The sequence below is a fragment of the Streptomyces sp. NPDC005774 genome (genome assembly GCF_042871645.1).
Classification (GTDB): domain Bacteria; phylum Actinomycetota; class Actinomycetes; order Streptomycetales; family Streptomycetaceae; genus Streptomyces; species Streptomyces pratens.
This window is the reverse complement of the sequence record NZ_JBIAIV010000069.1, coordinates 1-21,774: the sequence shown is the minus strand read 5'-3', so window position 1 is coordinate 21,774 and position 21,774 is coordinate 1. Positions and strand designations below refer to the sequence as shown.

The 21,774-nt window shown below is 69.5% G+C and carries 25 protein-coding genes and 6 pseudogenes; 12 read left to right on the top strand and 19 right to left on the bottom strand.

Going from position 1 to position 21,774, the window contains the following annotated elements; translation table 11 throughout:
• Positions 1-14: 14 nt before the first annotated feature.
• Positions 15-386, bottom strand: coding sequence for a VOC family protein (locus tag ACFYQA_RS35640; protein ID WP_388927050.1), 372 nt, complete (start codon positions 384-386; stop codon positions 15-17).
• A 111-nt stretch (positions 387-497) separates the two neighbouring features.
• On the opposite strand from ACFYQA_RS35640, the gene ACFYQA_RS35635 reads away from it, so the two are divergent.
• The 3 genes from ACFYQA_RS35635 to ACFYQA_RS35625 all read left to right on the top strand — a co-directional run bounded on the left by ACFYQA_RS35635 (position 498) and on the right by ACFYQA_RS35625 (position 1,541).
• Entirely contained in the window at positions 498-944 is a 447-nt protein-coding gene (locus ACFYQA_RS35635; RefSeq protein WP_388927047.1) for an IS110 family transposase, read from the top strand.
• A complete protein-coding gene (locus tag ACFYQA_RS35630) occupies positions 938-1,159 on the top strand; it encodes an IS3 family transposase (protein WP_388927044.1) in 222 nt (73 codons plus the stop codon). The genes ACFYQA_RS35635 and ACFYQA_RS35630 overlap by 7 nt, the downstream gene beginning before the upstream one ends.
• Before the next feature lie 106 nt (positions 1,160-1,265).
• Positions 1,266-1,541 carry a hypothetical protein gene (locus ACFYQA_RS35625; RefSeq protein ID WP_388927041.1) on the top strand — a complete coding sequence of 92 codons (276 nt, stop codon included), beginning with the start codon at positions 1,266-1,268 and terminating at the stop codon, positions 1,539-1,541.
• Positions 1,542-1,691: 150 nt separating this feature from the next.
• Here ACFYQA_RS35625 and ACFYQA_RS35620 read toward each other — a convergent pair.
• Positions 1,692-2,287: pseudogene (locus ACFYQA_RS35620) on the bottom strand (transposase); the annotation flags it as partial.
• A 347-nt stretch (positions 2,288-2,634) separates the two neighbouring features.
• Between ACFYQA_RS35620 and ACFYQA_RS35615 the strand changes: the two are divergent.
• From ACFYQA_RS35615 to ACFYQA_RS35605, 3 genes and pseudogenes are all read left to right on the top strand, one after another.
• Positions 2,635-3,282, top strand: a complete 648-nt coding sequence (locus ACFYQA_RS35615; protein WP_388927038.1) for a hypothetical protein — start codon at positions 2,635-2,637, stop codon at positions 3,280-3,282.
• 64 nt (positions 3,283-3,346) lie between these two features.
• The gene (locus ACFYQA_RS35610) at positions 3,347-3,952 is read left to right on the top strand and encodes a class F sortase (protein WP_388927035.1); all 606 of its coding nucleotides are present in this window, start codon (positions 3,347-3,349) and stop codon (positions 3,950-3,952) included.
• Between the two features lie 93 nt (positions 3,953-4,045).
• Positions 4,046-4,196, top strand: a pseudogene (locus ACFYQA_RS35605) (IS5/IS1182 family transposase); the annotation flags it as partial.
• A 217-nt stretch (positions 4,197-4,413) separates the two neighbouring features.
• On the opposite strand, the gene ACFYQA_RS35600 reads toward ACFYQA_RS35605, so the two are convergent.
• A complete protein-coding gene (locus tag ACFYQA_RS35600) occupies positions 4,414-4,578 on the bottom strand; it encodes a hypothetical protein (RefSeq protein WP_388927032.1) in 165 nt (54 codons plus the stop codon).
• 154 nt (positions 4,579-4,732) lie between these two features.
• Positions 4,733-4,804: pseudogene (locus tag ACFYQA_RS35595) on the bottom strand (hypothetical protein); the annotation flags it as partial.
• Positions 4,805-4,918: 114 nt separating this feature from the next.
• Here ACFYQA_RS35595 and ACFYQA_RS35590 point away from each other — a divergent pair.
• Positions 4,919-5,390: pseudogene (locus tag ACFYQA_RS35590) on the top strand (transposase family protein); the annotation flags it as partial.
• Positions 5,391-5,468: 78 nt separating this feature from the next.
• On the opposite strand, the gene ACFYQA_RS35585 reads toward ACFYQA_RS35590, so the two are convergent.
• Positions 5,469-6,854, bottom strand: a complete 1,386-nt coding sequence (locus ACFYQA_RS35585; RefSeq protein WP_388927029.1) for a DEAD/DEAH box helicase — start codon at positions 6,852-6,854, stop codon at positions 5,469-5,471.
• A gap of 223 nt (positions 6,855-7,077) precedes the next feature.
• Here ACFYQA_RS35585 and ACFYQA_RS35580 point away from each other — a divergent pair.
• Positions 7,078-7,782: pseudogene (locus ACFYQA_RS35580) on the top strand (IS5 family transposase); the annotation flags it as partial.
• Between the two features lie 88 nt (positions 7,783-7,870).
• Here the strand turns inward: ACFYQA_RS35580 and ACFYQA_RS35575 are convergent.
• The 3 genes from ACFYQA_RS35575 to ACFYQA_RS35565 all read right to left on the bottom strand — a co-directional run bounded on the left by ACFYQA_RS35575 (position 7,871) and on the right by ACFYQA_RS35565 (position 11,142).
• Complete coding sequence (locus tag ACFYQA_RS35575; protein WP_388927073.1) at positions 7,871-8,755, bottom strand: endonuclease/exonuclease/phosphatase family protein; 885 nt, start codon at positions 8,753-8,755, stop codon at positions 7,871-7,873.
• An 872-nt stretch (positions 8,756-9,627) separates the two neighbouring features.
• A complete protein-coding gene (locus tag ACFYQA_RS35570) occupies positions 9,628-10,284 on the bottom strand; it encodes an HAD family hydrolase (RefSeq protein ID WP_388927026.1) in 657 nt (218 codons plus the stop codon).
• Between the two features lie 315 nt (positions 10,285-10,599).
• Positions 10,600-11,142: a 2'-5' RNA ligase family protein gene (locus tag ACFYQA_RS35565; RefSeq protein WP_388927023.1), complete on the bottom strand. Its 543-nt coding sequence runs from the start codon at positions 11,140-11,142 to the stop codon at positions 10,600-10,602.
• Between the two features lie 140 nt (positions 11,143-11,282).
• On the opposite strand from ACFYQA_RS35565, the gene ACFYQA_RS35560 reads away from it, so the two are divergent.
• Together ACFYQA_RS35560 and ACFYQA_RS35555 are read left to right on the top strand one after the other, a co-directional pair.
• Positions 11,283-11,537, top strand: coding sequence for an HU family DNA-binding protein (locus tag ACFYQA_RS35560; protein ID WP_388927020.1), 255 nt, complete (start codon positions 11,283-11,285; stop codon positions 11,535-11,537).
• A 24-nt stretch (positions 11,538-11,561) separates the two neighbouring features.
• Positions 11,562-11,939 carry an SRPBCC family protein gene (locus tag ACFYQA_RS35555; RefSeq protein WP_388927017.1) on the top strand — a complete coding sequence of 126 codons (378 nt, stop codon included), beginning with the start codon at positions 11,562-11,564 and terminating at the stop codon, positions 11,937-11,939.
• Between the two features lie 62 nt (positions 11,940-12,001).
• Here ACFYQA_RS35555 and ACFYQA_RS35550 read toward each other — a convergent pair whose 3' ends face one another.
• On the bottom strand, positions 12,002-12,169 hold the full coding sequence (locus ACFYQA_RS35550; RefSeq protein ID WP_386399325.1) for a hypothetical protein: 168 nt from the start codon (positions 12,167-12,169) through the stop codon (positions 12,002-12,004).
• Between the two features lie 399 nt (positions 12,170-12,568).
• Here ACFYQA_RS35550 and ACFYQA_RS35545 point away from each other — a divergent pair, with 399 nt between their 5' ends.
• A complete protein-coding gene (locus ACFYQA_RS35545) occupies positions 12,569-12,760 on the top strand; it encodes a transposase (RefSeq protein WP_388927014.1) in 192 nt (63 codons plus the stop codon).
• A 176-nt stretch (positions 12,761-12,936) separates the two neighbouring features.
• Positions 12,937-13,110 (top strand): hypothetical protein, encoded by a 174-nt coding sequence (locus tag ACFYQA_RS35540; protein ID WP_388927011.1) that lies wholly within the window; start codon positions 12,937-12,939, stop codon positions 13,108-13,110.
• Between the two features lie 277 nt (positions 13,111-13,387).
• Here ACFYQA_RS35540 and ACFYQA_RS35535 read toward each other — a convergent pair whose 3' ends face one another.
• The 10 genes and pseudogenes from ACFYQA_RS35535 to ACFYQA_RS35490 all read right to left on the bottom strand — a co-directional run.
• Positions 13,388-13,720: a hypothetical protein gene (locus ACFYQA_RS35535; protein ID WP_388927008.1), complete on the bottom strand. Its 333-nt coding sequence runs from the start codon at positions 13,718-13,720 to the stop codon at positions 13,388-13,390.
• Positions 13,721-13,942: 222 nt separating this feature from the next.
• A complete protein-coding gene (locus ACFYQA_RS35530; RefSeq protein WP_388927005.1) occupies positions 13,943-16,372 on the bottom strand; it encodes an AAA family ATPase in 2,430 nt (809 codons plus the stop codon).
• 18 nt (positions 16,373-16,390) lie between these two features.
• Positions 16,391-17,563 carry an exonuclease SbcCD subunit D gene (locus ACFYQA_RS35525; protein WP_388927003.1) on the bottom strand — a complete coding sequence of 391 codons (1,173 nt, stop codon included), beginning with the start codon at positions 17,561-17,563 and terminating at the stop codon, positions 16,391-16,393.
• A 110-nt stretch (positions 17,564-17,673) separates the two neighbouring features.
• Entirely contained in the window at positions 17,674-17,904 is a 231-nt protein-coding gene (locus tag ACFYQA_RS35520; RefSeq protein WP_388927000.1) for a hypothetical protein, read from the bottom strand.
• A 19-nt stretch (positions 17,905-17,923) separates the two neighbouring features.
• On the bottom strand, positions 17,924-18,412 hold the full coding sequence (locus ACFYQA_RS35515) for a single-stranded DNA-binding protein (protein WP_388926997.1): 489 nt from the start codon (positions 18,410-18,412) through the stop codon (positions 17,924-17,926).
• Positions 18,413-18,423: 11 nt separating this feature from the next.
• Positions 18,424-19,050 (bottom strand): hypothetical protein, encoded by a 627-nt coding sequence (locus ACFYQA_RS35510; protein WP_388926995.1) that lies wholly within the window; start codon positions 19,048-19,050, stop codon positions 18,424-18,426.
• 224 nt (positions 19,051-19,274) lie between these two features.
• A complete protein-coding gene (locus ACFYQA_RS35505) occupies positions 19,275-19,787 on the bottom strand; it encodes a hypothetical protein (RefSeq protein WP_388926992.1) in 513 nt (170 codons plus the stop codon).
• A complete protein-coding gene (locus ACFYQA_RS35500; RefSeq protein WP_332432589.1) occupies positions 19,784-20,704 on the bottom strand; it encodes an ATP-binding protein in 921 nt (306 codons plus the stop codon). The genes ACFYQA_RS35505 and ACFYQA_RS35500 overlap by 4 nt, the downstream gene beginning before the upstream one ends.
• A 593-nt stretch (positions 20,705-21,297) precedes the next feature.
• A pseudogene (locus ACFYQA_RS35495) lies at positions 21,298-21,492 on the bottom strand (DNA replication and repair protein RecF); the annotation flags it as partial.
• A 108-nt stretch (positions 21,493-21,600) separates the two neighbouring features.
• Positions 21,601-21,774: Holliday junction DNA helicase RuvB C-terminal domain-containing protein (locus ACFYQA_RS35490; RefSeq protein ID WP_388927070.1), on the bottom strand; the 174-nt coding region annotated here is incomplete at its 5' end.

Below are 21,774 nucleotides of genomic sequence, written 5' to 3'. Positions count from 1 at the left end.
GAGCCCCGTGTCCGTCAGCTGTGACTCGCGTCGATGACGCAGAAGCGGTTGCCCTCGGGATCGGCGAGCACGACGAAGTCGGCGTCGTCCGGATAGAAGTCCCAGTCGACGCGTTCAGCACCCAGGGAAATCAGTCGCGCCACTTCGGCCTCCTGATCGGCGGCGTCGCCTGCATAGAGGTCGAGGTGGATTCTCGGGTGCTCCTGCACGGGCGTCGTACTGAGGTCGAGGGCCAGTGCGGCACCGGAGCCGTCGGCCGGCACCAGCACCGCCCAGTCGTCCTTCACCTCACCATCGCGAGGGACGTAGCCCAGTGCCCGACTCCAGAATTCTGCGGCCCGCCGCACATCAGCGGCCCCCATCACGATCGTTCCGATGCTCAGCATCCGCCGATTCTGGCAGACACCGCCAGGCCCACGGCGTGAACCCCGTCCCCAAGTGCGAGGCGGGCGTTGCCTGATGCGGCACTCGACGCCGAGGCCAAGGACCTGACGAAAATGATCGCTGATCTGGTTCACCGCGCCGCCCCGCAACTGCTCGAACCCTTCGGTACCGGCGTGGACACAGCCGCGGAGATCCTCGTCGTGGCCGGCGACAACCCCGAACGCCTCAAGTCCGAAGCCGCCCTCGCCAAGCTCGCAGGCATCGCTCCCGTACCCACCGGCTCCGGCATGACCAGCGGCAGGCACCGCGTCAACCGCGGCGGCCACCGCCAACTCAACGCCGCGATCTGTCGCACCGTCATCGTCCGCATGCGGTTCCATCAACCTACGATCGCCTACGTCGTCCGCCGCACTGCCGAGACGCGAGATCGTCCGCTGCCTCAAGCGCTACGTCATCCGCGAGGTCTACCACCTGATTCGACCCGCTCCACAGACGATCCCCGCAACGAGTTGACAGCTATAGGAGCGTCAATGCCCTGGCGGAGAACCTGTGGATGCTGATCAAGACGGAGTGCATCCGCGGCCGGACCTTCGACACCAGAGCCGAGGCGAATCTCGCGCTCTTCGAGTACCTCGACGGCTTCTACAACCCCCGCCGCATCCAGAAACGACTCGGCTGCCTCAGCCCCATCGAGTACGAGGAGAAGCACTACGCCAACCAGGCAGCAGCCGAACCAGTGAACCTGAAACCACCTCAACCCATCCTGACCAGCTAGTCAGCCACTCCCGCTCAGCGGGGGAACCTCAGCCACGCCGTTCTCCAGCGACCTGGCCGCCGATTTCTACCGGCTCTACGCCCCTCGGCTGCGCCAGAGGTACGGCATGACGGAGGCGGTCAACTTCAGCTTCGTGATGCCGTCGCTGGGTGATTGCGAGTTTGCACGGCAGTACGTGGAACACACCCCGCCCGTCGGCCTTCCGCTGCCGGAACCGGAGTTCGAGCTACGGGACGGCGAGGTGCTGCTGCGGTCCCCGGACCTGACGACCGGCCACTGGGAGGACCCGGCCGCCACCGTGGAGACGGTCGACCGTACGCACTCCGCGTCGTCACGGCACTGGGCATCGCCAACGGCGCGGGCCACACCGAGGTCATGCTGACCACCGACGGCCCCGTGCTTCCCGAAAGCGCCGCCCGGCTGATGAGCGGCTTCCTCCCCTGGGTCCCGGAGAGGCGTTGTCAGTTGGCGGGGGTATGGCCTGCTGACGAAGTGTCAGGGTGCGGTGAGGCCGGGTGGCGGTTTCGGGCCAGGCCGCGGTGGACGTGGCGGCAGCACCGGTGATCTGGTCCCAGATCGCGAAGCGGACAGTCATCTCGGCACAGTGGCCAGCGGCAGTTATCAAGTGGCGGCGTGGCCTGAATCAGAGTGAGACGCCGCTGAAGGCGGACAGAAATCTTTGTGCGTCGCCGACTGAGCCGAAGCCCTCACTTCATCGCCCGTTCGCGCTGCCGGGTGGACTGATGCGAGTTCTCCGCCCGGTTGTTCAGGTACTTCGAGGTGCGGTGCTCCACCTCGGCATGACCTGGCGGTGGGCCACGCCGTAGGAGCGGAGCTTGTCGGTGACTGCCACACGCGGCGCATAACTCCAGGCCCTCAAGAGCCGACGGAAGAACCACACGGCGGCGTAGGCCGTCGGCATAGGTCTGCCCGAACTTCTGGCACCACCGCCGGACGTTCTCGTAGGACACGATCACGCCGCGGGCGAGCATCAACTCTTCTCCTCGACCTCGCGGAAGCTGAGCGGAAGCGGAAGTGCAGCCACACGCAGTGGGAGATGAACTCCGCCGGGTACCGGGGGGCCTGTACGGCGGCGATGCGCTCCCCACGGCAGGCCCCTCCCCGCATGACCAGCCCGAAGAACACCCCCCCCTGCCCAGCCAATGTGACAACGCCTCACCAGGAACAGCAGCCGGTGCAGCACCAGCCGCTGCACGGGCGCACGGGTCCCCCGGCCGGCCTGGCTCTTCGCGCGTCCGACGCGACTCGGCCACCCCGCAGGAGGGCGGGCCGCCTTCCGTGCGCGGGACGGGCCGTTCATGTGCGTCCGGCCTGCTCACGCCGAAGCCACTCTCGGCTAATCAGGGCAATTGCGATACTTTGCGGTGTTTCGGCACAGCCTTCCGAAGCTGCATGGCATCTGATGGCGCTCAGCTGATCCGTACGACAATCATCTCGGCTTGAAGGAGCCCAGCATGAGCCTTTCCGCTTCCCTCCGCCTCCGCAGCGTCCGTGCGGGCACCACGGTGGCCGCCGTAGTCGCCACCGCCGCAGCCACCCTGGCCGGCGCACCCGCCGCCCACGCCGTTCCCGGAGACAGTGGCGACCTCGACGTGCGCTCGGCCGGCTGGCACTCACGTGGTGAAGACGGGGTCGAGGTCTGCGCGTTCACCCTCGTCGCCACCAACTTCGAGTCGTACCCGGCGGTCCCCTGGACGATCACCGCTCAGCCCCCGACCGTTCCTCCGGGCGACACCCTGGCCAGCACACTGCCGCTGGTGAACGGCTCGGCCAGCAGCGACAGGTACCTGCTCCCGGAGGGCACGTACCAGCTGGTGTGGACCGTCCCGTCAGGCCCGAAGCAAAGGAGTTTCAAGGTCGACTGCACTCAGCGCACCGACAGCCGCCCGAGCCCGGCGGAGACCACCCTCGGGACGGACTACCACAAGCCGTCCGGTGCGGTACCCGCAGGGGGCGGCGGCGTCCCGGACATGGAGAACCTCAGCGCCGAGAGCGACTCGAGCGTCGGTACCACCACCGCGCTGGCCGCCGGCGCGGCCGGAATCGCGGCACTGGTCATGGTCCGCCGATCCGCACGCCGTCGTGCCCGCAACGAGGCATAACTCCCACAGCCGACGGCCACCACAGCGGCGACGGCGGGGACCGAGCCGCGCGTTCCGTCTCACCATGACGCTGTCCGTGACCTTCTCGCTGCTGACCGGAATCGTCTGGATGAGTTCGGACTCCTCCGACGAACCGTCGGCCACCGCCGTCCGCGCGGATGACGCCGCGGGCGGCGGTGCCCCGCCGTCACAGCAGCCCCCACGGCCCTCACGGCCGGTGAAAGTCGCCGTTCCCTCCCTCTTCATCGAAGCCCCGGTCACCGATCTCGGCCTCGACAAGAAGGGCCGGCTCGATGCTCCTCCGCTGAACCGGCCGGGGCTGGTGGGCTGGTACCACAACGGTCCCTCCCCCGGAGAAACAGGCACGTCCCTGCTCGTTGGACATCGCGACACCCGCACAGGACCGGCGATCTTCCTCAACCTCAACGCGATGCGCCGGGGCGACACAGTGAAGGTCACCCGGGCCGACCGGCACATCGCGGTCTTCACCGTCGACGACGTGAAGACATACACAAAGGACAAATTTCCGGACGACAAGGTGTACGGGGCCACCAGCCGCCCGGAACTCAGACTCATGACATGCGGCGGACGCTTCAACGAGAAAAGCGGCTACTCCGCCAACGTCGTCGTCTTCGCCCATCTGACTTCACTGAAGAGACAGGCAGTCTGAACACCACCGTCCATACGAAACGGCCGGTGCCCCCCAGGAGACGGAAAACCGGCCGCCACCCTCCTGCCGGAACCCAGCTGCCACACCACCAACAAGCGGACTGGTCGGCGTATCCGGCCGTACCCATACCGCCCCGACGAGGGACGTCGGACGGTCCCGGGGCGGCCTGACCTGCAAGATCCACCTCGTCGGAAAAGGTGGCCGGCGCCCCACGGCTCTTGTGGTCACACCGGGCCAGTGGGGCTGCTTCGTCCCCGCACTTCTTTCGGGCAGGATCCTGTCGGACCCGGCCGGTGCAGCCGGAGAGGCACCGTGAACGGCCTCCGTGTCTTCCACCTCCGTTCCGGGATTCGACCACGGCGCCGGAACCCGCCAGTCACGAGCCCTCATATCGAAGTTGGCATGGGCCGGCGGCTGCTCGGCTCAGCAGCCGGGGCCACCCTCCGATGGGGTGGTGTGCGTCAGACCACGGGGCCGTAGAGCCAGTTGCCCGCCGCATCGGTCTCGGGGCCGACGTAGTACTGGCGGAGGGCGCCGAGGAGTTCGTCCACGCTCAGCGTGCCGTTGCCGTCGGCGTCGAGCTTGCGGAACGCGGCGGCCCGGTCGGCGGGCGGAGTGCGGAACACCTCCTGCCAGGCCTGGAACTCCTGCTCGTCGACCGCTCCGTCCCCGTCGGTGTCGAGGAGCGAGCAGACCGCCTCGGCCGGGACCGGAAGGACGCGTCGAAGCCGTCGGGGAGGTGATGAACGCGCCGGTCATGCACGCGCGGTACTCCTGCGGGGAAAGCCTCCCGTCTCCGTTCTGGTCGGCGGCGGCCACGAGGGCGTCCCGGAAGCGCACCACCCCGTCCATCAGTGCGGTGCCCTTCGGGGAGGTGGCGGGCCCGCCGAACCGGGACAGCAGCTGGGAGCCCAGGGTGAGCAGGTCGTCGCGGTCCACCGAGCCGTCGTCGTCGGTGTCGAAGTGGACGCCGTGGAGTGGCTGTGGATCGTGGACGGCACGCTGATCCCGGTGCGGGACCGGAAGGTCGGCGATCCTCACGCAACTGCCGGTTCTCAGCGAACGTGCAGGTCATCATCGATGCCGACACCAAACTCGTGATCTCAACGGCCCGTCCGGTGCCCGGTAACACCACGGGTGCCAAGGCATGGCAGGACTCCGGACTGGCCGAGATCTGCCAGGGCGTAACCGTGCTCGGGGACGGCGCCCCCATCAACACCGGACTCGTCGTCCTCCACCGCAAACGGCCCGGCCGCCCACTCCTGCCAGGCGAGCAAGTAGACAACACGGAACACCGACGCGTGCGGGCCCGCGTGAAACATGCCTTCGCTCGCATGAAGCGCTAGCAAGATACTCCGCGACTGCCGGCAATGGCCTCCACTACGACTACGCAGTCCGGGCCGTCGCCCGCATGCACAACCTCGCCCTCGCCGCATGAGCAGACAGGCCGGCCACCCACTTCAGGCTGCCTGGTCACAGCCTTCTGCAACACGCTTTAGGTGGGGTCCGTCCGGGGTCAGTGGCCCCTGCGCACCCGGGCCGCCGCCCGGGCCTCCGCCGCCTTGCGGGCCTCGGCGGCCTTGCGGGACTCCTTGACGGGACGGCCCGGACGGCTGCCGAGGCCGCGGAAGGGCACGTTGCCGCTGTTGGCCTTCGTCCCGGCCGGCGGGCGCTTCGCACCGGTGATGGCGGTCAGCGTCGCCTCGCCGGAGCGCACCGGGGTGACGGTCGGCCGGATACCGGCATCGGACATCATCCGGTTCACCTCGCGCCGCTGGGCGGGAGTGACCAGGGTGACCACGGTCCCGGACTGTCCGGCCCGCGCGGTGCGCCCGCCGCGGTGCAGGTAGTCCTTGGGGTCGGCCGGCGGATCGACGTTGACGACGAGGTCGAGCGCGTCGATGTGAATGCCCCGCGCCGCGACGTTGGTGGCCACCAGCACGGTGATGTCACCGTCCGTGAACCGGGCGAGCGTGTGCGTGCGCTGCGGCTGCGACTTGCCGCTGTGCAGGGAACCGGCCCGCACACCGCCGGCCCGCAGATGACGTGTGAACTGGTCGACGCCCGCCTTGGTGTCCAGGAACATCAGCACCCGGCCGTCCCGAGCGGCGATCTCGGTCGCCGTGGCGTACTTGTCGGCGGGATGAACGGTCAGGACGTGATGGTCCATCGTGCTCACCGAGCCCGCCCCGGGGTCGACCGACGCGTGGACCGGGTCGTTCAGATGACTCCGCACCAGCTGCTCGACGTGACGGTCGAGCGTGGCCGAGAACAGAAGCCGCTGCCCGTCGGAGGGGACCTGTTCCAGAATGTCCGAGACCTGCGGCAGGAACCCCAGGTCGCACATCTGGTCCGCCTCGTCCAACACCGTGATCCGAACGTGGTTCAGATGGCAGTCCCGGCGCGACACGAGGTCGGCCAGCCGCCCCGGCGTCGCGACGAGCACATCGGCGCCGCTCCGCAGCTCCGCCACCTGCCGGTTGATCGACAGCCCGCCGACCACCGTCGCCAGCCGTACGTTCAGCGTCCGCGCGTACGGCACCAGGGCGTCGCTCACCTGCTGGGCGAGCTCCCGGGTCGGCACCAGGACCAGCGCGAGCGGCCGCTTCGCCTCCGCCCGCCGGCCCGCCGTGCGGACGAGCAGAGCGAGCCCGAAGGCCAGCGTCTTGCCGGATCCCGTCCGCGCCCGTCCGAGGACGTCACGGCCGGCCAGCGCGTCGGGCAGCGTCGCCGCCTGGATGGGGAACGGTTTCGTCACCCCGAGCCCTCCCATTGTCTCCACCAGCTCCGGTGGCAGCCCGAACGCGTCGAAGGACGCGGCCGGGGTCACCTCCGGCGACGCTGTCACTCGCGGGGACGTGCCACCCCTGGAGAGTCCGGAGGCCGACGGTTTCGCGTTCATGAGGCACCTTCCTGATCTGGCGCCCGAAACGCACCGGGGTCCGTACCGTTCGGTACGGACCCCGGTGTAATGAAGCGCGGGCACAGTTTATCAGCGGCCCGGAATGCACCTCCGGCACTGAGAGGGCGTTAAGTCCCTTCCCTCTCGGTTCGCGATCGCTCGTTCGTGGTACTGATCGCCGTACGGGCCAGCCGTTCGGCATGAGCATGTCGGGATGCGGGGTATGGAGCGAAGACCGTATCCGAGCGACTTGTCGGACGAGCAGTGGGCGTTGCTCGAGCCGATGATCACGTTCTGGAAGCAGGACCGTGTGGCGAGGTCGGCGACGGGAGACGCCGGGGCCTGTGATCTCCGGGAGGTCGTGAACGCGTTCTTCTACCAGAACCGGACGGGCTGCCAGTGGCGCTACCTACCCCATGACCTGCCCGCCCGGTCGGCGGTGTTCCACTACTTCACGCTGTGGCTCAAGGACGAACTCGAACAGCGGATCCGGGAACTCCTGCGCTGCCAGGTGAAGGAGAAGGCCCGCCGATGAGAGGACCCGTCCCTCGTGGTCATCGACACCCGGTCCGTGCGCGCGGCCGTGGGAGTCCAGAAGACCACGACGGGGCTGGACGCCAACAAGCGGACGCCGGGGCGCAAGCGGGGACTGGTCGTCGACGTGCTCGGACTGATCATCGGTGTCGTCGTCCTGGCCGCGTCGGCGCACGACAACACCGCCGGGCCGGCCCTGCTCGACATGGCGGCCGAGCGGTGCGGGGGCCGCCTGGAGAAAGCCTTGGTGGACCAGGGATTCAAGGACGAGGCCATCATCCACGGCGCACTGCTGGACATCACCGTCGAGGTCGTCCGCCGCAACCCGGACGACCAGGGCAAGGGCTTCGTCCCACAGCCCAAGCGGTGGGTGGTCGAGCAGGCCAACGGCACTGCACCTTCCATGATCGGGAGTTACACCGAACGAGTTGCAGTCCCAGCAAGCTGGGCATACCACGAAGGTCCGGGTCAGGCAGAGTGGATCATCGGCTCTCGGGATCACCGGCCGAGCCGGCCGGGATGCCCACCTGAGCTGTGTCCAGGTCGGTGTGCAGCAGGTGGTGGTCCGAGTGCGGGGTCGGATGCACACGGTGCTCGAGCGGGACGATGCCTCGCAGGAAGATGTAGTCGAACTTGCTGTGCCAGTCGGTGGTCGGCTTGCAGTCACCGGTGGGCGAGGGATGGCACTGGGGGTCCGTATCCGCGGCCAGACCCCATATCCCGGTGAGTTCAGGGGCGTTCGGCACGGCGTTGAAGTCGCCGAGGACGATCGCGCGGTCGTGCCGGGCGACGTCTGCGGCGAGGACGCCGGTCTGGTCTGCTCGGACTGCCTCTTGACGTCGTTGGGCAAGGTGGGTGTTGAACACCCGGACGGGCCGGCCGCCCACAGCGGTGGTGACTGCCATGTACCCACGGTCTTCGGATCCGCCGTCGGGGTATTCCACGTTGACGAGGTCCGTCATCGGTGCCGCCGAGAGAACCGCCTGGCCGAAGGCCCCCGGACTCCACGGCACTCCGCCGCAACGGCCCCAATTCCGAAGAACCATCCCGTACTCGACGTGGTAAACCAGCCCGTAATGGTTCTCCAGATACTCCCGGATCCTCTCGACGTCACGCACACACGCTTCTTGCAGGCCGATGACCTGGGGCGCATACGTGGCGATCTCTGCTGCCCGGTCGGCGTTGCTTTCCTCGCAGGGGTTGCAGATGTTCCACGTCATGACCCGGTTCGGTACGACGTCCCTGACGGCTTCGACGGGCAGTGACCTGGCGAAGGGGGCACCGCTTGGCGCACTGGGGCCGATGAGCACCATGCAGGTCACGATCAAGGCGCCCGCGAGCAAATGCGTGCCCCTACCGAGCACCATCGCCTCCTCGAAGTGGATGCCCATGGCGTCTGACGTCTTCAAACATGAGGTTACGGGAGGGGGTTGTCAGCAGCACATGCGGTGTACCGGATCTCGTTGCGCGTCGACGCGGCCCTCGTTGCGCAGGAGAGTCCGGCCTTCTCCCAGGACCGCCACGGGGCGCGGGGTGACCGGCGTGCGGCGGCGTCGTTGAACAGTTCCGTCGGTCGTCCCGGAACTCGTGCCGCTCCTTACCCGCGTGTCAGCTCGGGGTTCCCTATCTTTGAAGCCCTGGCTGCGCACCACCACAAAGTCAACGAGATCGGTATCAGAAACAGCACCATGGGTGAAGCGAGCATCGTGGCCAGGTGGGGAAGCAGGGACCGGCTCATGCCCAGTGCGGAGAAAAGCACCAGGCCACCAGCGAGCCGGCAAGCGCGGACCTGGCTCGTGAGGCGCCAGGCGGCCCCTTCCTCCTCTCGGGTGGTGGGCTCGAGAATCAGCACTCCGGTCGCCATCAGGAGGAGCACACCGCACAGCAGCAGGTCTCCTGCCCCACTACAGCCGAGACCGGCTTGTCTCCCCGGCGTACCCGTCTCCAGAGTCGTGTCGCGTTCACAAACACAGGAGCCTGTTCACCGCAGCCGGCCCGGAAAGGGAGGCCCTCGTAGAAACCGCACGCCGACACCGTAGCGCCGCCGGGCCGTGACCATCGGGGGACGCTCACGGCCCGGCCGGGTGGAGCGGTCAGCTGACGGAGGGAGAAGGGCCGGCGCTGCCAGGGACGGCGTCGTCGACGGGGGCGTGGAGGACCTCTGTGGGCGCCCACCTCCCGTCGTACCGCATCCGTCACACGAGTCATACGCCTGTGGGTGTCCCGGGGGGATCGTTCCTCACCCCAGCGGGCTGTCGGCCAGGGACGCGAGCAGCCGGGCGGGGTCGTCGTAGACCGACCGCGCACCCGCCTCCTCCAGGTCGGCGCGCGGGATCCCGCCGCACAGCACGCCGACGCAGTGCACCCCGGCCCTGCTGCCCGCCTTCATGTCCCACACGGTGTCACCGACGAACACCGCGCGCTCGGCGGGCACCCCTGCCAGCTTCAGAGCGTGTTCGACGGGTTCGGCGGCCGGTTTGCCCTGCTCCACGTCGTCGGCGCCGGCCGTGGCCTTGATCGCGTCGTCCGCGTCGATCGCCCGGCGCAGCGCGGACAGCTCCGCGCCTCCGGCGGAGGTGGCGAGCACCACCGTCCAGCCGTCCTGGTCGAGGCGGCGCAGCAGCCGGCCGGCGTCCCGCAGCGCGGGCAGCCGGCCGAAGTACTGCCCGTAGAGGGCCTTGTGGGCGGCGCTCAGTTCCTCGTCCAGGTTCTTGTCCCGGTCGTCCCCGAGCAGATGGGCGACGAGGTCCTCGGAGCCGAGCCCGATGGCCCGGTGGATCGCGTGCATCGGCACCTGGTGGCCCACCTGCCGGAACGCCTCCCACCAGGTGGTCACGTGGAGGTGGTTGGTGTCGACGAGGGTTCCGTCGACGTCGAACAGGGCAGCCCGTTCCATGCGCCGGCCCCTCTCTCTGTCGTCGTGTGCCGCGGACATATGCCGTCGCGTGTCTCGGACGTCCGCGTCGGTACGGGTTCCACATCAGGGGCTTGTCACTCCGGCCGGAGTGCAGTGTGGCGCGGCGGCATGGCCTCGAGGCGGGCTCCGGGGTCGGATACGGACGGCAGTCATGCCGCCGTCGGTGGCTGGGCCGCCTGTGTGATCTGCCGGCTCGTGGCGGGCAACCGGTGAGCGTCTACGCGGTGGTGCTCGCGGACGCGGCCTGGACGGCCGGCGTATGCGGCCGGGCCGGGGCTGCCGGGTGCGGGTGCGTCAAGGGCCCAGGCGTTCGACGGTGCGGGGGCCCGAGTCGTAGTGCCGGGCGGAGGTCCACCACCCTGTCAGGATGCCGGGCAGTGCGTCGGACGTGCGGGGGAACAGCCCGTCGGGCAGCTCAGCCCGAACGGTGCCGCGGCTGCGGCTGAGGGTGATGTGCGGGACCCAGCGCACAGGGTCGAGGAGAGGGTTCATGCTTCCGCTCCCCGGTGCGTCGCGCAGCGTCCGCCACACCGTTTCGTGCAGGCGCAACAGCCCTTCGTCGGGTCGGACCGCCCAGACCAGCACCCTCGTCCGACCGGAGAACCGTAGGAGTCCGTCGAGCCGCAGCGGGAGGGGAAGGGTCTTCGCGAAGGAGTGTTTCAGGTGGGCGTGTGTCTGGGGTGGAAGGTGGTCGGTTGCGACGAGGGTCAGGTGGGGGCGGTTGGTCGGGTGGTGGTGGGCGGCGAGGCTGGGCAGGCCCGCGTCCGCGAGGCGGCGCCATACGTCTCGGACGGCCCGCTCGGTCGCGGGGTCGGGCAACAGTTCCACACTGTGCACACGGGCAGCGTACGGTTGAGCGCCGCTGCGTGCGGGGCTGCTGTGACGGTGCCACGATGGTGGTGTCGGACAGCGGTGGCCGGCCGGTCGGGCGGGTTGCGGCTTCGCGGGACTTCATCGTCAAGGAGCGGGTGCGTCGTATGGACAGGTCCGGGCTGGTCGAGGCGGTCACACACAAGGCGACGGATGGTGGTGATCTGTCCTTGGAACAGGTCGGCCGGGTCGTCGATGCCCTGTTCGGCACCATCGACCGGGCGGGTGCGATCGCCGAGGCGCTCAGGGCGGGGAAGACCGTCACCCTCACCGGTTTCGGCAGTTTCCATCAGGAGGACGGCGGTGCGGGTCTGCGGCCGGGCAAGGCCCTCAACGAGTTCGTCCACGGCCAGGTCGGCTGACCGGGTACCGGCCCGATGGCCGTCATGACCTTGCGGGCCGCGGGACCGGCCCCCGCCGAGGACGTCTGGTCGCGTTACGTCTCACCCGCCTGCTGGCCGGCGTGGTCGCCGCAGATCAGGGCGGTGCGCGTGGCCGGTGAGCGGATCGCACCAGGCATGCGGGGCGAGGTGGTCTCACTGTTCGGTGCCACCGTGAGGTTCGTCGTGGAGTGCGTCGACGAGGAACGACGGCAGTGGACCTGGCGGGTCCGGCTCGGACCGGTACACATGCGACTGCGTCATGAGGTGTTCCCCCGGGCGGCCGGCTCGGTCACGACGCTGCGGGCCGAGGGACCGGCCGTCGCCCTCGCGGCATACGCCGGCCCCGCCCGGTGGGCCCTGGGGCGCCTGGTCCGCGGGTGAACGCGCGGACGGGGAGCCGTCTACGGCCTCCGGGGAGAAGTCGAGGGCGTTCGCGTCGGTGCTCACACCTCGCACCGGTTCACGAACAGGCGCGAGGCTGTTCCTGCGATCCGCTCGCTGGGCGGATTCACCACGCCGGTGAGCACCGACAGAAAGAACTGTGCCGTGCCGTCGTCGAAAACCGTCCAGCAGTTCGCCTCGTACGGCGTCCGCCTCCGAAAGGCGGCCACCCGCCGACTGTCGGGCGCTCCCTCCACCGTCAGAAGGCGACGTCGCCGGGAGACGGGCCTCCGACGACGAAGTCCTCGCCACCGCGACCCTCGACCGCCTCCTCCATCACTGCGACACCGGCGGGCCTACCGTCCGCTCCGCCTCTGCGCCGATGGCATCCCGTTGTGGGGTGCAGCCGGTCAAGGTTGGGTGTGCGCGAATTTACTCCCGGGACGCACATCCGCGAGAGGCTTCTGCTCCGTGTGCATGAGGCGGACGCCATGCAACTCTCCGTGGTGAGCGGGCAGTTCAACGCAGGAGGGGCGCGGTGGCCCTGCCCCGGTCCGGCTTGCTCCGCCTGCTGAAGTCACTACGTTCGGCAGACGGACTCGAAACTCGTGAGGAGCGTGGCCGAGCAAATGCTGCAGAAGCTGATCGGGTCCGGGGCCGCCCCCCGGATCGGCGCAGAGGGGAACGAGCACACCGAGGCCCGCATCGCCTACCGCAACGGGCACCACGGCAAGACGTTGACCACCCAGGCCGGCGACCTCGACGAGCGCCCCGACAGCGCTCTCTCGCTCCCCAATGCCACCAACGCGACGGATGACTGATCGGCTACACCACGAGAAGGGACATGATCCGGAGATCGAGGTCTTGATCGTTCCGGATCGCCCGAACGGGAAGCTCTCGATCGAACATTCGCGCAGGCGCTCGACGCCATCGGATCTCGGTGTGTCCTGGGTCAGAGATACGGCTTCCGGTCCTGGTCACTACGTAGCCTCGCACCATGACCGAAGAGGCCGAGACCGCACTGAAGAACTACGACTGGATGCTCCGTCGCCAAGGGCTGGATCATGTAGAGCTGGATTGGGACTCCCACACTCTGGTGTGGGGTGATGGGGGCTCCGACCTTGAAGACCTGTGCAGGCCAGGCTTTACGCCTGCAACCGACGTTGGCTGACGCACGGAGCTACCGGCCGATCATTTTTCTTGTGGTCAGAGATCAGCACCGGGCCTCTGTTCGTGGTCTCTGGGTGTGCGGACGCCGGCTCTTGGCGGTCGTCGGTTGAGGGGCGGCGTGGGTGTGGGGCGGGTGCGGGGCGGGCGATGGCAATGACGTCCGACCCGTGCGGTCCGTGGTGGTGGCCACCATGTCCGGCCCCGCGCCCCCTGCACCGGTGATCGTGTGACGCGTCTCGGATGTCCGTGCCCTGCCCTACACCGATGTTCACACCGCGCTACCCGTCGGCCTCGGTCCCTGGCTCGGGCTGCATCAGCTGGTCATACACAACCTGGTGTTCCACTTCATCGCTCAGGCAGATCACCCGCCCGCCGGAGAGGCACTTCCCGTGGTGCCGCGGCACGTCTTCCACGGCCTCACCCGGGCTGTCGAACACCACCAGGCCGTCGCCGCCGCACCGTGGGCAGGTGGTGAGGGCGAGCAGTCGCTCGTGCGGGGTGCGGGTGCAGCGGGCCTCCGCAAGCGTGTGGTGCTTTCCGTGGGCCCGCTCCGGCAGTGGTGGGTTGCCGGGCCTGGACGATGAGGAACCGCAGACGGAATACCTCTCCACCTCGTCGTGGATCTCCTCGATGGGCTTGGCGTCGGGATGGGTGCGGTCGAGAAGGCGGGGAGGGCGGCTCGGAGACCGTCTCGACCGCCGGCGCGCAGAACGGCACGGAAGGCGACGCGGCCGCTCCGGAGCGGCCGGCCCGGTGGCTGGATGATGCCGAGCAGCTGGTCGAGCGGTGGTTCGCGCTGGAGGACCCGGCCCGGCCGGAGCCCACGGGGCCGGTCATGGTGTTTCCCGCTGTACCGAGGAGGTCCCCCGGCCGCGGTGAACGGCGAAGCGGGTCGGCACCCGTTCGGCCAGGGCACTGATGTGCGTGACGATGCCGACCATGCGGCCCCTGCGGATCGCGAGCTCTTCGAGCGTGGCGGCGACCGTCTCCAGTGTCGTCTCGTCCAGCGTGCCGAATCCCTCGTCGAGGAAGATGGACTCCAGCCGGGCGGCGCCGGCTGCGGCCATGGCCGGCAACTGCTCCGAAAGCGCCAGGGCGAGGGCGAGGCTGACCTGGAACGTCTCACCGCCGGACAGCGTCTTGGCCGGCCGACGGCCGTCCGCGTCGGTGTGGTCGATGACGAGAAAGTTCCCGTCGTCGTGGACCAGCTCGAACTGCCCGTCGGACAGCCCGGCAAGCCTCTCGGAGGCATGCGCGACGAGTTCGTCGAGAGCCGTCGTAACAAGCCAACGAGGAAACCCGTCTGCGCGCATCAGATGGCCGAGCGTCTTTGCCACCTGATGCGCCTGCTCCGCGTGTTGCCGCCGCGCGTCGAGCTTCGCGGCCTGCTCCCGTCGCTCGACGAGGCGCCGTACCTCCTGACGCGCTCCCCTCAGCGCTGCCGCGACCGTCGGCTCGGCCGTCTCGGTGAACGGCCGTTCCGTATCGAATTCCACACCGGGGGCGGCGAGCATGTCGGCGAGCCGGTCCTCGGCAGTGGTGAGCCGGCCACGAGCCCTCGCCAGTCTCTCGTGCGCGCCGGACAGCGCCGTGGTGCGGGTGGCGGCGGCGTCGGCCGCCCAGGAGACGAGGGCCGTCCACGCCGCGGTCGGGTCATCACGGTCCAGCGCCGGAGCCCCGAGCGTGACGAGTGGATCGCGAACCTGCTCGAGCACCGCCCGGGCCGCCTGTACTTCCCGGCGAACACCTGCCGCAGTCTTCTCGGCGCTCACCCTGGCGGTCCGCGCACGCCGAAGCTGTGCGTCCGCCTCCTCTGCGGTCCTTTCCAGCCGCTCCCGGCGGGCGAGCGCAGCGGTCACCTGCTCCAAGTCCGGGGTGCCGGCGAGGTCGGCACGCAGGGTGGCGACCCGGCCGGCGAGCATGTTCAGTTCGCCGGCGGCCTGCTGCTCGGCCCGGGACGCCTTCGTCCACTCGCCACGCAACCGCTCCACCTCATGGTCGGCCTGGATTCGTGCGCGTTCGGCCGCATCGAGATCGGGCGTGGTCAGCGGACCGGGCATCGTTGTGACCCGCTGCTCGCACACCGGGCACGACCCGCCGGCCCGTAGGTGCGGCCGCAACGCTGCGGCGAGATGCGACCGCGCCGTGACCTCCCGCGCCTGTCGTGCCTGCTGGACGAACTTTTCGGCCTCCTTTTCGACGGCGATGACATCGCGGAGCGCCGCGGCGCGCCACTGCTGCAGCGCCTGCGTGGTGAGCAGCCTCTCTTCCGTCTCGTCGAGCTCGGCATGATCGCGGCGGGCTTGCTCGAGTGAGGCCCGGGGCGGTGCCGCCGCAAGCTGCTCGCGGGCGGTCGTGTCGGCCGTCTCGGCCGCGGCGAGCTCCTCGTCGGCCGTCTCGCACGCGGCCCTGATCTCGCCTTCCCTCTCACCGAGTTCCTCGAACCCGGCCGGCACGGCAACCATCCTCAGCCGGTCGCGCTCCTCGGTCAGCGCCGCGCACGCCTGTTGCGTTTCGGCCACCGCCGCGCCGTGCTGAGCGAGTTCGGGCAGCATCGCACGAATCCGCTCGGCGACCTTCTCCAGCACGGCCACCTGGCCCTGTGCCGCCTGGAGGGCGGGTTCGGTCGCATCGGTGAACTCCTCGAGCTGCCGGGCGAGAAGTTCGGCGTGCTGCTTCTCGCTCTCGGCCTTCGTGTTCGCCGATTGCGCGATCCGGGTATAGACCTGCAGCCCCATCAGTTTGACGAGGATCTCCTGCCGCTTGGCCGGCTGTTCGTGCAGGAACTCGGCAAAGTCACCCTGCGGCAGCGCCACACAGGTGATGAAGTGCTCGAACGGTAGCCCGATCAGCTTTTCCACCGCGGACGTGACCTCGGAGTCGGAGGCGAGCACCTCGGTGACGTCGTCCGGTGCGCCGAGTGCGGCCGGGTCGGCGAGTCGTTCCAGCCGGGCATTCTTCACATGGACGCCACCGGCGGTGCGGCGCAGCTCCCGGACTGCGACGTAGCGGTGCCCGGCAAGGTCGAAGACGAGCCGGACGATGCCCCGGTCGGTGGTCGGCGCGAGCGCGTTCGCGACCATACGCCGGTCTCCCCAGCGCGGCACCGATGCATACAGCGCGAACGTGATCGCGTCGATGACGGTGGACTTTCCCGAGCCGGTGGGGCCGACGAGCGCGAAGTAGTCCGCCTCGCGGAAGTCCATCACGGTCGACGCCCGAAACGAGGCGAAGCCGTTCATCTCCAGCAGCACCGGCCTCATCGAGGCTCCTTCCCGCCGTCAGGCGTTCGCGGTGGTGGCCTGGTCGTGGAGCCTGGCGAACAGTGCTTCGACCCGTTCGTCGACCAGGTTCCGGGTGACGCAGTACGCGTGGAACAGCTCAGCGGGGCTGCGCTCCATGCCGTCGGCCGGTGCGGACGGCCTGGCGGTGTGCACGGGTGCGGCGAACTCCGGATCGATGCGCACCTCCAGCGCGTTCGGCAGCAGCCGCTGCACCTCCTGCCGCAGACCCGCACGCGCCGGTTCGCACAGCAATACCCTCAGGTAGTCGTCGCCGAGCGGGTCGGCGTGCCGGGTCAGCTCATCGACGGTGCCGCGTACGGTGCGCAGCCGCCGTCCGGACCCGATGGGCGCCTCGGCGACGATGCGGGCGGGCGTGCCGACCTCGGCCTCGACGACGAGGACCATCGAGGGGTCGTCCTGCTCGCCGAAGTCGAGGGTGAGCGGGCTGCCGCAGTAGTGCACCGGACACGGCGCGGGCAGCGACTGCCGACGGTGCAGATGCCCGAGTGCGACGTAGTGCGCCTCGGGCGGGAAGGCATCGGCCGGCACCCAGTATTCGAGGATCGACTGGGCGGACCGCTCGCCCCCGCCGAACTTTCCCCCGGCCACCATCAGGTGCGCCATCACCAGGTTGACCGCATCGTCGCGGAAGCCGGCCGTGAGTGCGGCAAGCAGGTCCCGCACCAGCCGACCATAGCCGGTTGCCGCCTCCCTGGGCGTCCTGTCGACCAGTTGGGCAGCACGTACGGCGTAGCGCTGGGACAGGAACGGCAGCAGGGCGACAGTGACCGGTTCCCTCGTCGAGCGCGCGGTGAACTTCACCACCCCGCCGTCGGCCGCGACGCGCACAGTGCCGGCCAGGGTGATCCCCGCGCTCGCCATGAGCGGCCGGTAGGCGTCGAAGGTGGGTGCGTGGTCGTGGTTGCCGGCGATCGCGATGACCTCGGCACCAGTGCGTCGCAGTGTGAGCAACGCCTGCACCAGCAGTTGCTGGGCGTCCGCCGACGGGGCGGACGCCTCGTACAGGTCACCGGCAACGAGGACTGCGTCGACCCGGTGGTCCCGTGCCACCTGGACTATCTCGCGCAGGACGGCCCGCTGCTCATCGAGTCGGCTGTGCCCCTTGAGTACCTTTCCGATGTGCCAGTCCGATGTGTGCACGAACTTCATGTGCTCGCCTCGTCGTCCTGTGGGGGTTGTGGACGGCGGCACGCTGTCGGTTCAAAAGGCCGGTACATCGGCCATCGGCCGCGGTCGCCGCGCGAATTGCCGCAGCACCGTCACGCCGTTGCCGATGCGTTTGAGGAGTCCAGGTCGGTGAACGGCTCGTCCGCGCTGTCGTCGCAGACCCCGCGACGGGCCGTCTCGTTGCCGTTGTCCGACTGGATCCCGGCAGCGGTGTCCCGGCCTTCGGGGTGGCAGTCGGGGCAGGTCAGGCCGATGGCCGCTGCCGGGGTCCAGCTCTCGAGCTGTGCCTGGCCGCTTGGCGGGAGGACATTCATGACGATCATCCAGCAATCTTCGACCGGGTCAGAAGGGGAACGTGGGGCTGTTGTGGTCGTGGGGGGCGCTTTTGTCCCCGTCGGGGGCCTCCGGCGCGCCGTTCGGCGCGGACGGGGCGGTGTCGAAGAGGGTGTCGCCGGGCACGCCCACGCGCGAGATCTTGCTGACCGTCGCGTCGGCGTAGCGCAGGGAGGGACCGACCTCCAATGCCTCCAGCTCGATGACGGTCCGCTTCTCGCCTTCCCTGGTCTCGTACGTCCGCTGGTGCAGCCGCCCCTGGACGATGACACGGGTGCCGCGCGTCAGGGACCGGGCGACGTGTTCCGCCATCTTCCGCCAGACCGAGCAGCGCAGGAACAGTGTGTCGGCGTCCCTCCACTCGTTGCTCTGCCGGTCGAAGGTGCGGGGGGTGGAGGCGACGGTGAAGTGTGTGACCGCCTCGCCGGACGGGGTGTTGCGGATCTCGGGGTCGTCGGTCAGGTTGCCGACGACGGTGACGACGGTCTCGCCGACCATGAGAGGTACTCCTAACGCACGTAGGGACGGGGGGAGTCGGTTGTCCGACGACAAAGCTGCCACTTCGGGGCGTCTTCGGGCTCACTGCCCGGCTCCCCTTCTTCTTCTCGTTCGGCGGGCCCCGCCGCGATGAGTCTCGAGGTGTGGGCCGGAGCGTTCTTCAGCGGGATGCCGAGCCGGGGGACGGTGCAGGCACGGCCGACGGCAGCCCGGCACCAGGGGCAGGGCACGCGGAGGGCACGGACGCGGAGGGCTTCCCTCGAGCGGCCGGCGAGGGCGGGAGGTGGCTGGGCCGGGACGGCGGGTGCCCGCCTGACGCGCTGTCCCGAGGCGATCGCGGTCACGATCGCGAGGAGTTCCGCGCGATAGCGGTGCGGATCGTCCGGGTCGGTGTCCGGGAGTGGCAACGGGTCGCGGGCGAGCCGCTCCTCCCGGATCGCGCGCACCTCGGCACGGATGTCGGCGGCGTCGATGCGGGACTGCACGCGGCCCAGCCGGATCACGGCCTCCCGCGTGTCGGCGACGTCCAGGTCGGCGAGCAGGAGGTGCCAGGCGTCCGTCGTGGTCTCCTCCAGGTGCATCGACGGGCACATCGCCGCGACCAGCGCGGCGAGCCCCGCGGTCTCAGCCGGCGTCATCCGTTCCTCCCTTCCGCGGGAGCACGTCCCGGGTGACTCCGGTGCCCCGCTTCCCGCCCCGTCCGCCGGCTGCTGGTACAGGTACAGGACGGTCCCGCAGGCGCAGCGCAGTCGCCCGTCGTCCCCGAGACTCCAGCGGCCGCAGCCGAGGTGACCGGCTTGTGAGATCAGGAACCACAGGGTGGCGGGCGATTCCCTGTCGAAGCGCGCTGTGGCGGTGGTCATCACGTCTCGCCCCCGCCGAGGGCGAGCAGCCGGCGCAGGTCGATCTCGCCGGTACGCCAGGCCCGGGCGACTCGTTCCGCTCCGCCGGGCACGGGCCGCAGGCTGAACGAACGCGGCTCGGGGGCCGGCGCCACCGTCAGTCCCGGGATCACCTCGCCGGTGTGCGGGTCGGCGACCGGGCCGGAGCAGGCGAGCCGGGCGAAGAGATCCCGCTGCCAGGCGGGGCGCACCCGGAGCAGGGTCTCCACCTCGCCGGGGTGGTTCACGGCCGCCCAGGCGGTGAAGGCGTCCTCGTCTGCGACCACGACCGCCGACTGGGGGTCGATGAGCGTGAGGGTGGCGATCGGGGTGTCGTCCGGCATGGTCACCCGCATCGACTTGAGGGCGAGTTCGGCGCGAGCCGCGCGCAACCCGTCGAGGACCGCGCGGCGCTCGGCCCGGTACTCGGCCTCCACCGCGTCGCGCAACACCCTGAGTACGACGACCCGGGTGGCGTGGTCCCGGAGGTTCACGCGGCCTCACCCTTCTGCTCGGTCCCTTTTCCGGTCTCTTTCTTCGCCTCGGTGCCGCGGCGCACGATGAGCTCGCCCAGCGTGGTCGAACCCCCGGCGGGATCCAGGACGGCGGCGGCGAGCAGGTTGTGCCGGCGCACCTCCTCGTAGAGGCCGCGGAGCTCCTCGTAGGTGGCGTGCGGGGCGGTGGCGGTCGTGAGGTAGTCGGACGCGCTCGGGGTGGGCTTACCGGCGTTGAGCCACTCCAGGACGGCCTCGGCGAACGTCTCGTCCGGCTTGCGGATGACGCGCCCGGAGAGCGGCTTCGCCCGGGACTTGGAGATCACCAGGGTGTTCTCGTGGTCGAGGTCGCCGACGATGTCGAACTCGTACTCGATGCCCTCCCGCTGCTCGGGCTTGAGCCCGACCTTGCGCGGCACCTTGCGCCCGCGCTCGTCCGCCTCCACGACGTACTCGGTCTTGGTACGCATGGTGGCGATGAGGTGGCCGGGGTAGGCGAGCAGGGCATCAACCATCGCCCGCTCCAGAGGGCGGGCCTCCCTCCAGCCGGCGAAGGTGTTGCCTCCCGCGACGCGCTTCGCGGCGTTGTCGACCTGCTCCAGCATCCCGCCCGCGCCGGACCAGAAGTGCGAGAGCGAGTCGACGATCACGACGTCGTAGCCCTCGTGGGCGGCTACCGCGAGCGCCTCGACGAGCGCGGGGGGCTCGAACGTCGTGAGCGGGAGGGTGTCGAAGGCGAACTCGTCGGCGTATTTGGAAGCACTGCCGTGCTCGGTGTCGATCAGGGCGATCCGGTCGCCGATCCCGGTGCCGAGGACGAGCGCGGTGTAGGTCTTGCCCGAACCGGTGGGCCCGGTGAGTGCGATGCGGGCCTTGGCCCGTTCCTTGGTGGCGGGGGTGAAGGTGAAGCTGTTCACGCCGTTCTCCTCTGGTGCATCCGACGGCGGTTCGGGGTGGGCTTGGGGAGGGACAGGACACGGTCCTCACCCCGCAAGACGCGCACCCACACGACCGAAGCCTCAGTTCGAATATCAGTTCGAAATTGCTTGGAATCCCACGCTAGACACCAACAGAGGGGTAAATCAACACTTTGCTATGAAAAATTACTGATGGCCGATATGCACTTATTGAGGCCTGGGTCGAGTGCGTCACGCCAGTGGCACGGCCGCATCAACCGCGGCGCGCATCCGGCAGGACCCGGATGCGCTCGCCGACCGGTTCCACGCCCCGTTCCGGAACGCACTGAGGGATCCGGCCGGGACGCCGTCGCCAGGGCCGGCCTCCTATGCCCGTGAGTTTCTGGCGGTGCTCCGCGCCCACGACGGTCTCCTCGTCTGCATCGCCGTCGCAGACCAGCCCGCTCTCCCAGGCTTCCCTGCCCTTGCTAACGGCGAGGGCGGCCGATGACGAATCCGGCCACCGGGTCGACCCAGGTGAAGCCGAAGAGCGCGTGGACGAGCAGCCCGGCGAAGGTCGACAGGCTCAGCCACGCACACAGTGTGGTCCCGGTCGCGTCCGCGGCGACCGGCGGGGCGTCGGAGGAGACCCGGCGGCTGCCAAGGGTCGCGAGATGGCCGACCACCTCGACGAGGTTGGTCCTGCCCTGGTCGTTGGGACCGACGAAAGCGGTGACGCCCGGGCCGAACGGGACCTCGCCCCGGGCGTACGAGCGGGAGTCGGCGGGCGACAGGTGCGATACGTGCATGTCGCGCTGCGGCTCGACGCCACCGACCTCCCTGAACGTAGGCGGTGGTTACTTCTTGTTCTCGACGGTGTGGTCACCGAACTGGTTGCGCAGCGCGGCGATCATCTGTCAGCGCGGGCCTTCCCGCCCGTCGGCGGGACCACCTTGCCCCGGCGGCACGAGGCCGAAGTGCTCCCATGCCGCGGGCGTGGCGATCCTGCCGCGCGGGGTGCGGGCGAGCAGCCCCTCCCGTACGAGGAAGGGCTCGGCGACCTCCTCCACGGTCTCCCGCTCCTCCCCCAC

Bases quoted from the DNA above. Each gene is read 5' to 3' on its own strand.
- ACFYQA_RS35640 (WP_388927050.1), bottom strand. From the start codon at position 386: ATGCTGAGCATCGGAACGATCGTGATGGGGGCCGCTGATGTGCGGCGG.
- ACFYQA_RS35635 (WP_388927047.1), top strand. From the start codon at position 498: ATGATCGCTGATCTGGTTCACCGCGCCGCCCCGCAACTGCTCGAACCC.
- ACFYQA_RS35630 (WP_388927044.1), top strand. From the start codon at position 938: ATGCTGATCAAGACGGAGTGCATCCGCGGCCGGACCTTCGACACCAGA.
- ACFYQA_RS35625 (WP_388927041.1), top strand. From the start codon at position 1,266: ATGACGGAGGCGGTCAACTTCAGCTTCGTGATGCCGTCGCTGGGTGAT.
- ACFYQA_RS35615 (WP_388927038.1), top strand. From the start codon at position 2,635: ATGAGCCTTTCCGCTTCCCTCCGCCTCCGCAGCGTCCGTGCGGGCACC.
- ACFYQA_RS35610 (WP_388927035.1), top strand. From the start codon at position 3,347: ATGACGCTGTCCGTGACCTTCTCGCTGCTGACCGGAATCGTCTGGATG.
- ACFYQA_RS35585 (WP_388927029.1), bottom strand. From the start codon at position 6,854: ATGAACGCGAAACCGTCGGCCTCCGGACTCTCCAGGGGTGGCACGTCC.
- ACFYQA_RS35575 (WP_388927073.1), bottom strand. From the start codon at position 8,755: ATGGTGCTCGGTAGGGGCACGCATTTGCTCGCGGGCGCCTTGATCGTG.
- ACFYQA_RS35570 (WP_388927026.1), bottom strand. From the start codon at position 10,284: ATGGAACGGGCTGCCCTGTTCGACGTCGACGGAACCCTCGTCGACACC.
- ACFYQA_RS35560 (WP_388927020.1), top strand. From the start codon at position 11,283: ATGGACAGGTCCGGGCTGGTCGAGGCGGTCACACACAAGGCGACGGAT.
- ACFYQA_RS35555 (WP_388927017.1), top strand. From the start codon at position 11,562: ATGACCTTGCGGGCCGCGGGACCGGCCCCCGCCGAGGACGTCTGGTCG.
- ACFYQA_RS35545 (WP_388927014.1), top strand. From the start codon at position 12,569: ATGCTGCAGAAGCTGATCGGGTCCGGGGCCGCCCCCCGGATCGGCGCA.
- ACFYQA_RS35540 (WP_388927011.1), top strand. From the start codon at position 12,937: ATGACCGAAGAGGCCGAGACCGCACTGAAGAACTACGACTGGATGCTC.
- ACFYQA_RS35530 (WP_388927005.1), bottom strand. From the start codon at position 16,372: ATGAGGCCGGTGCTGCTGGAGATGAACGGCTTCGCCTCGTTTCGGGCG.
- ACFYQA_RS35525 (WP_388927003.1), bottom strand. From the start codon at position 17,563: ATGAAGTTCGTGCACACATCGGACTGGCACATCGGAAAGGTACTCAAG.
- ACFYQA_RS35520 (WP_388927000.1), bottom strand. From the start codon at position 17,904: ATGATCGTCATGAATGTCCTCCCGCCAAGCGGCCAGGCACAGCTCGAG.
- ACFYQA_RS35515 (WP_388926997.1), bottom strand. From the start codon at position 18,412: ATGGTCGGCGAGACCGTCGTCACCGTCGTCGGCAACCTGACCGACGAC.
- ACFYQA_RS35510 (WP_388926995.1), bottom strand. From the start codon at position 19,050: ATGACGCCGGCTGAGACCGCGGGGCTCGCCGCGCTGGTCGCGGCGATG.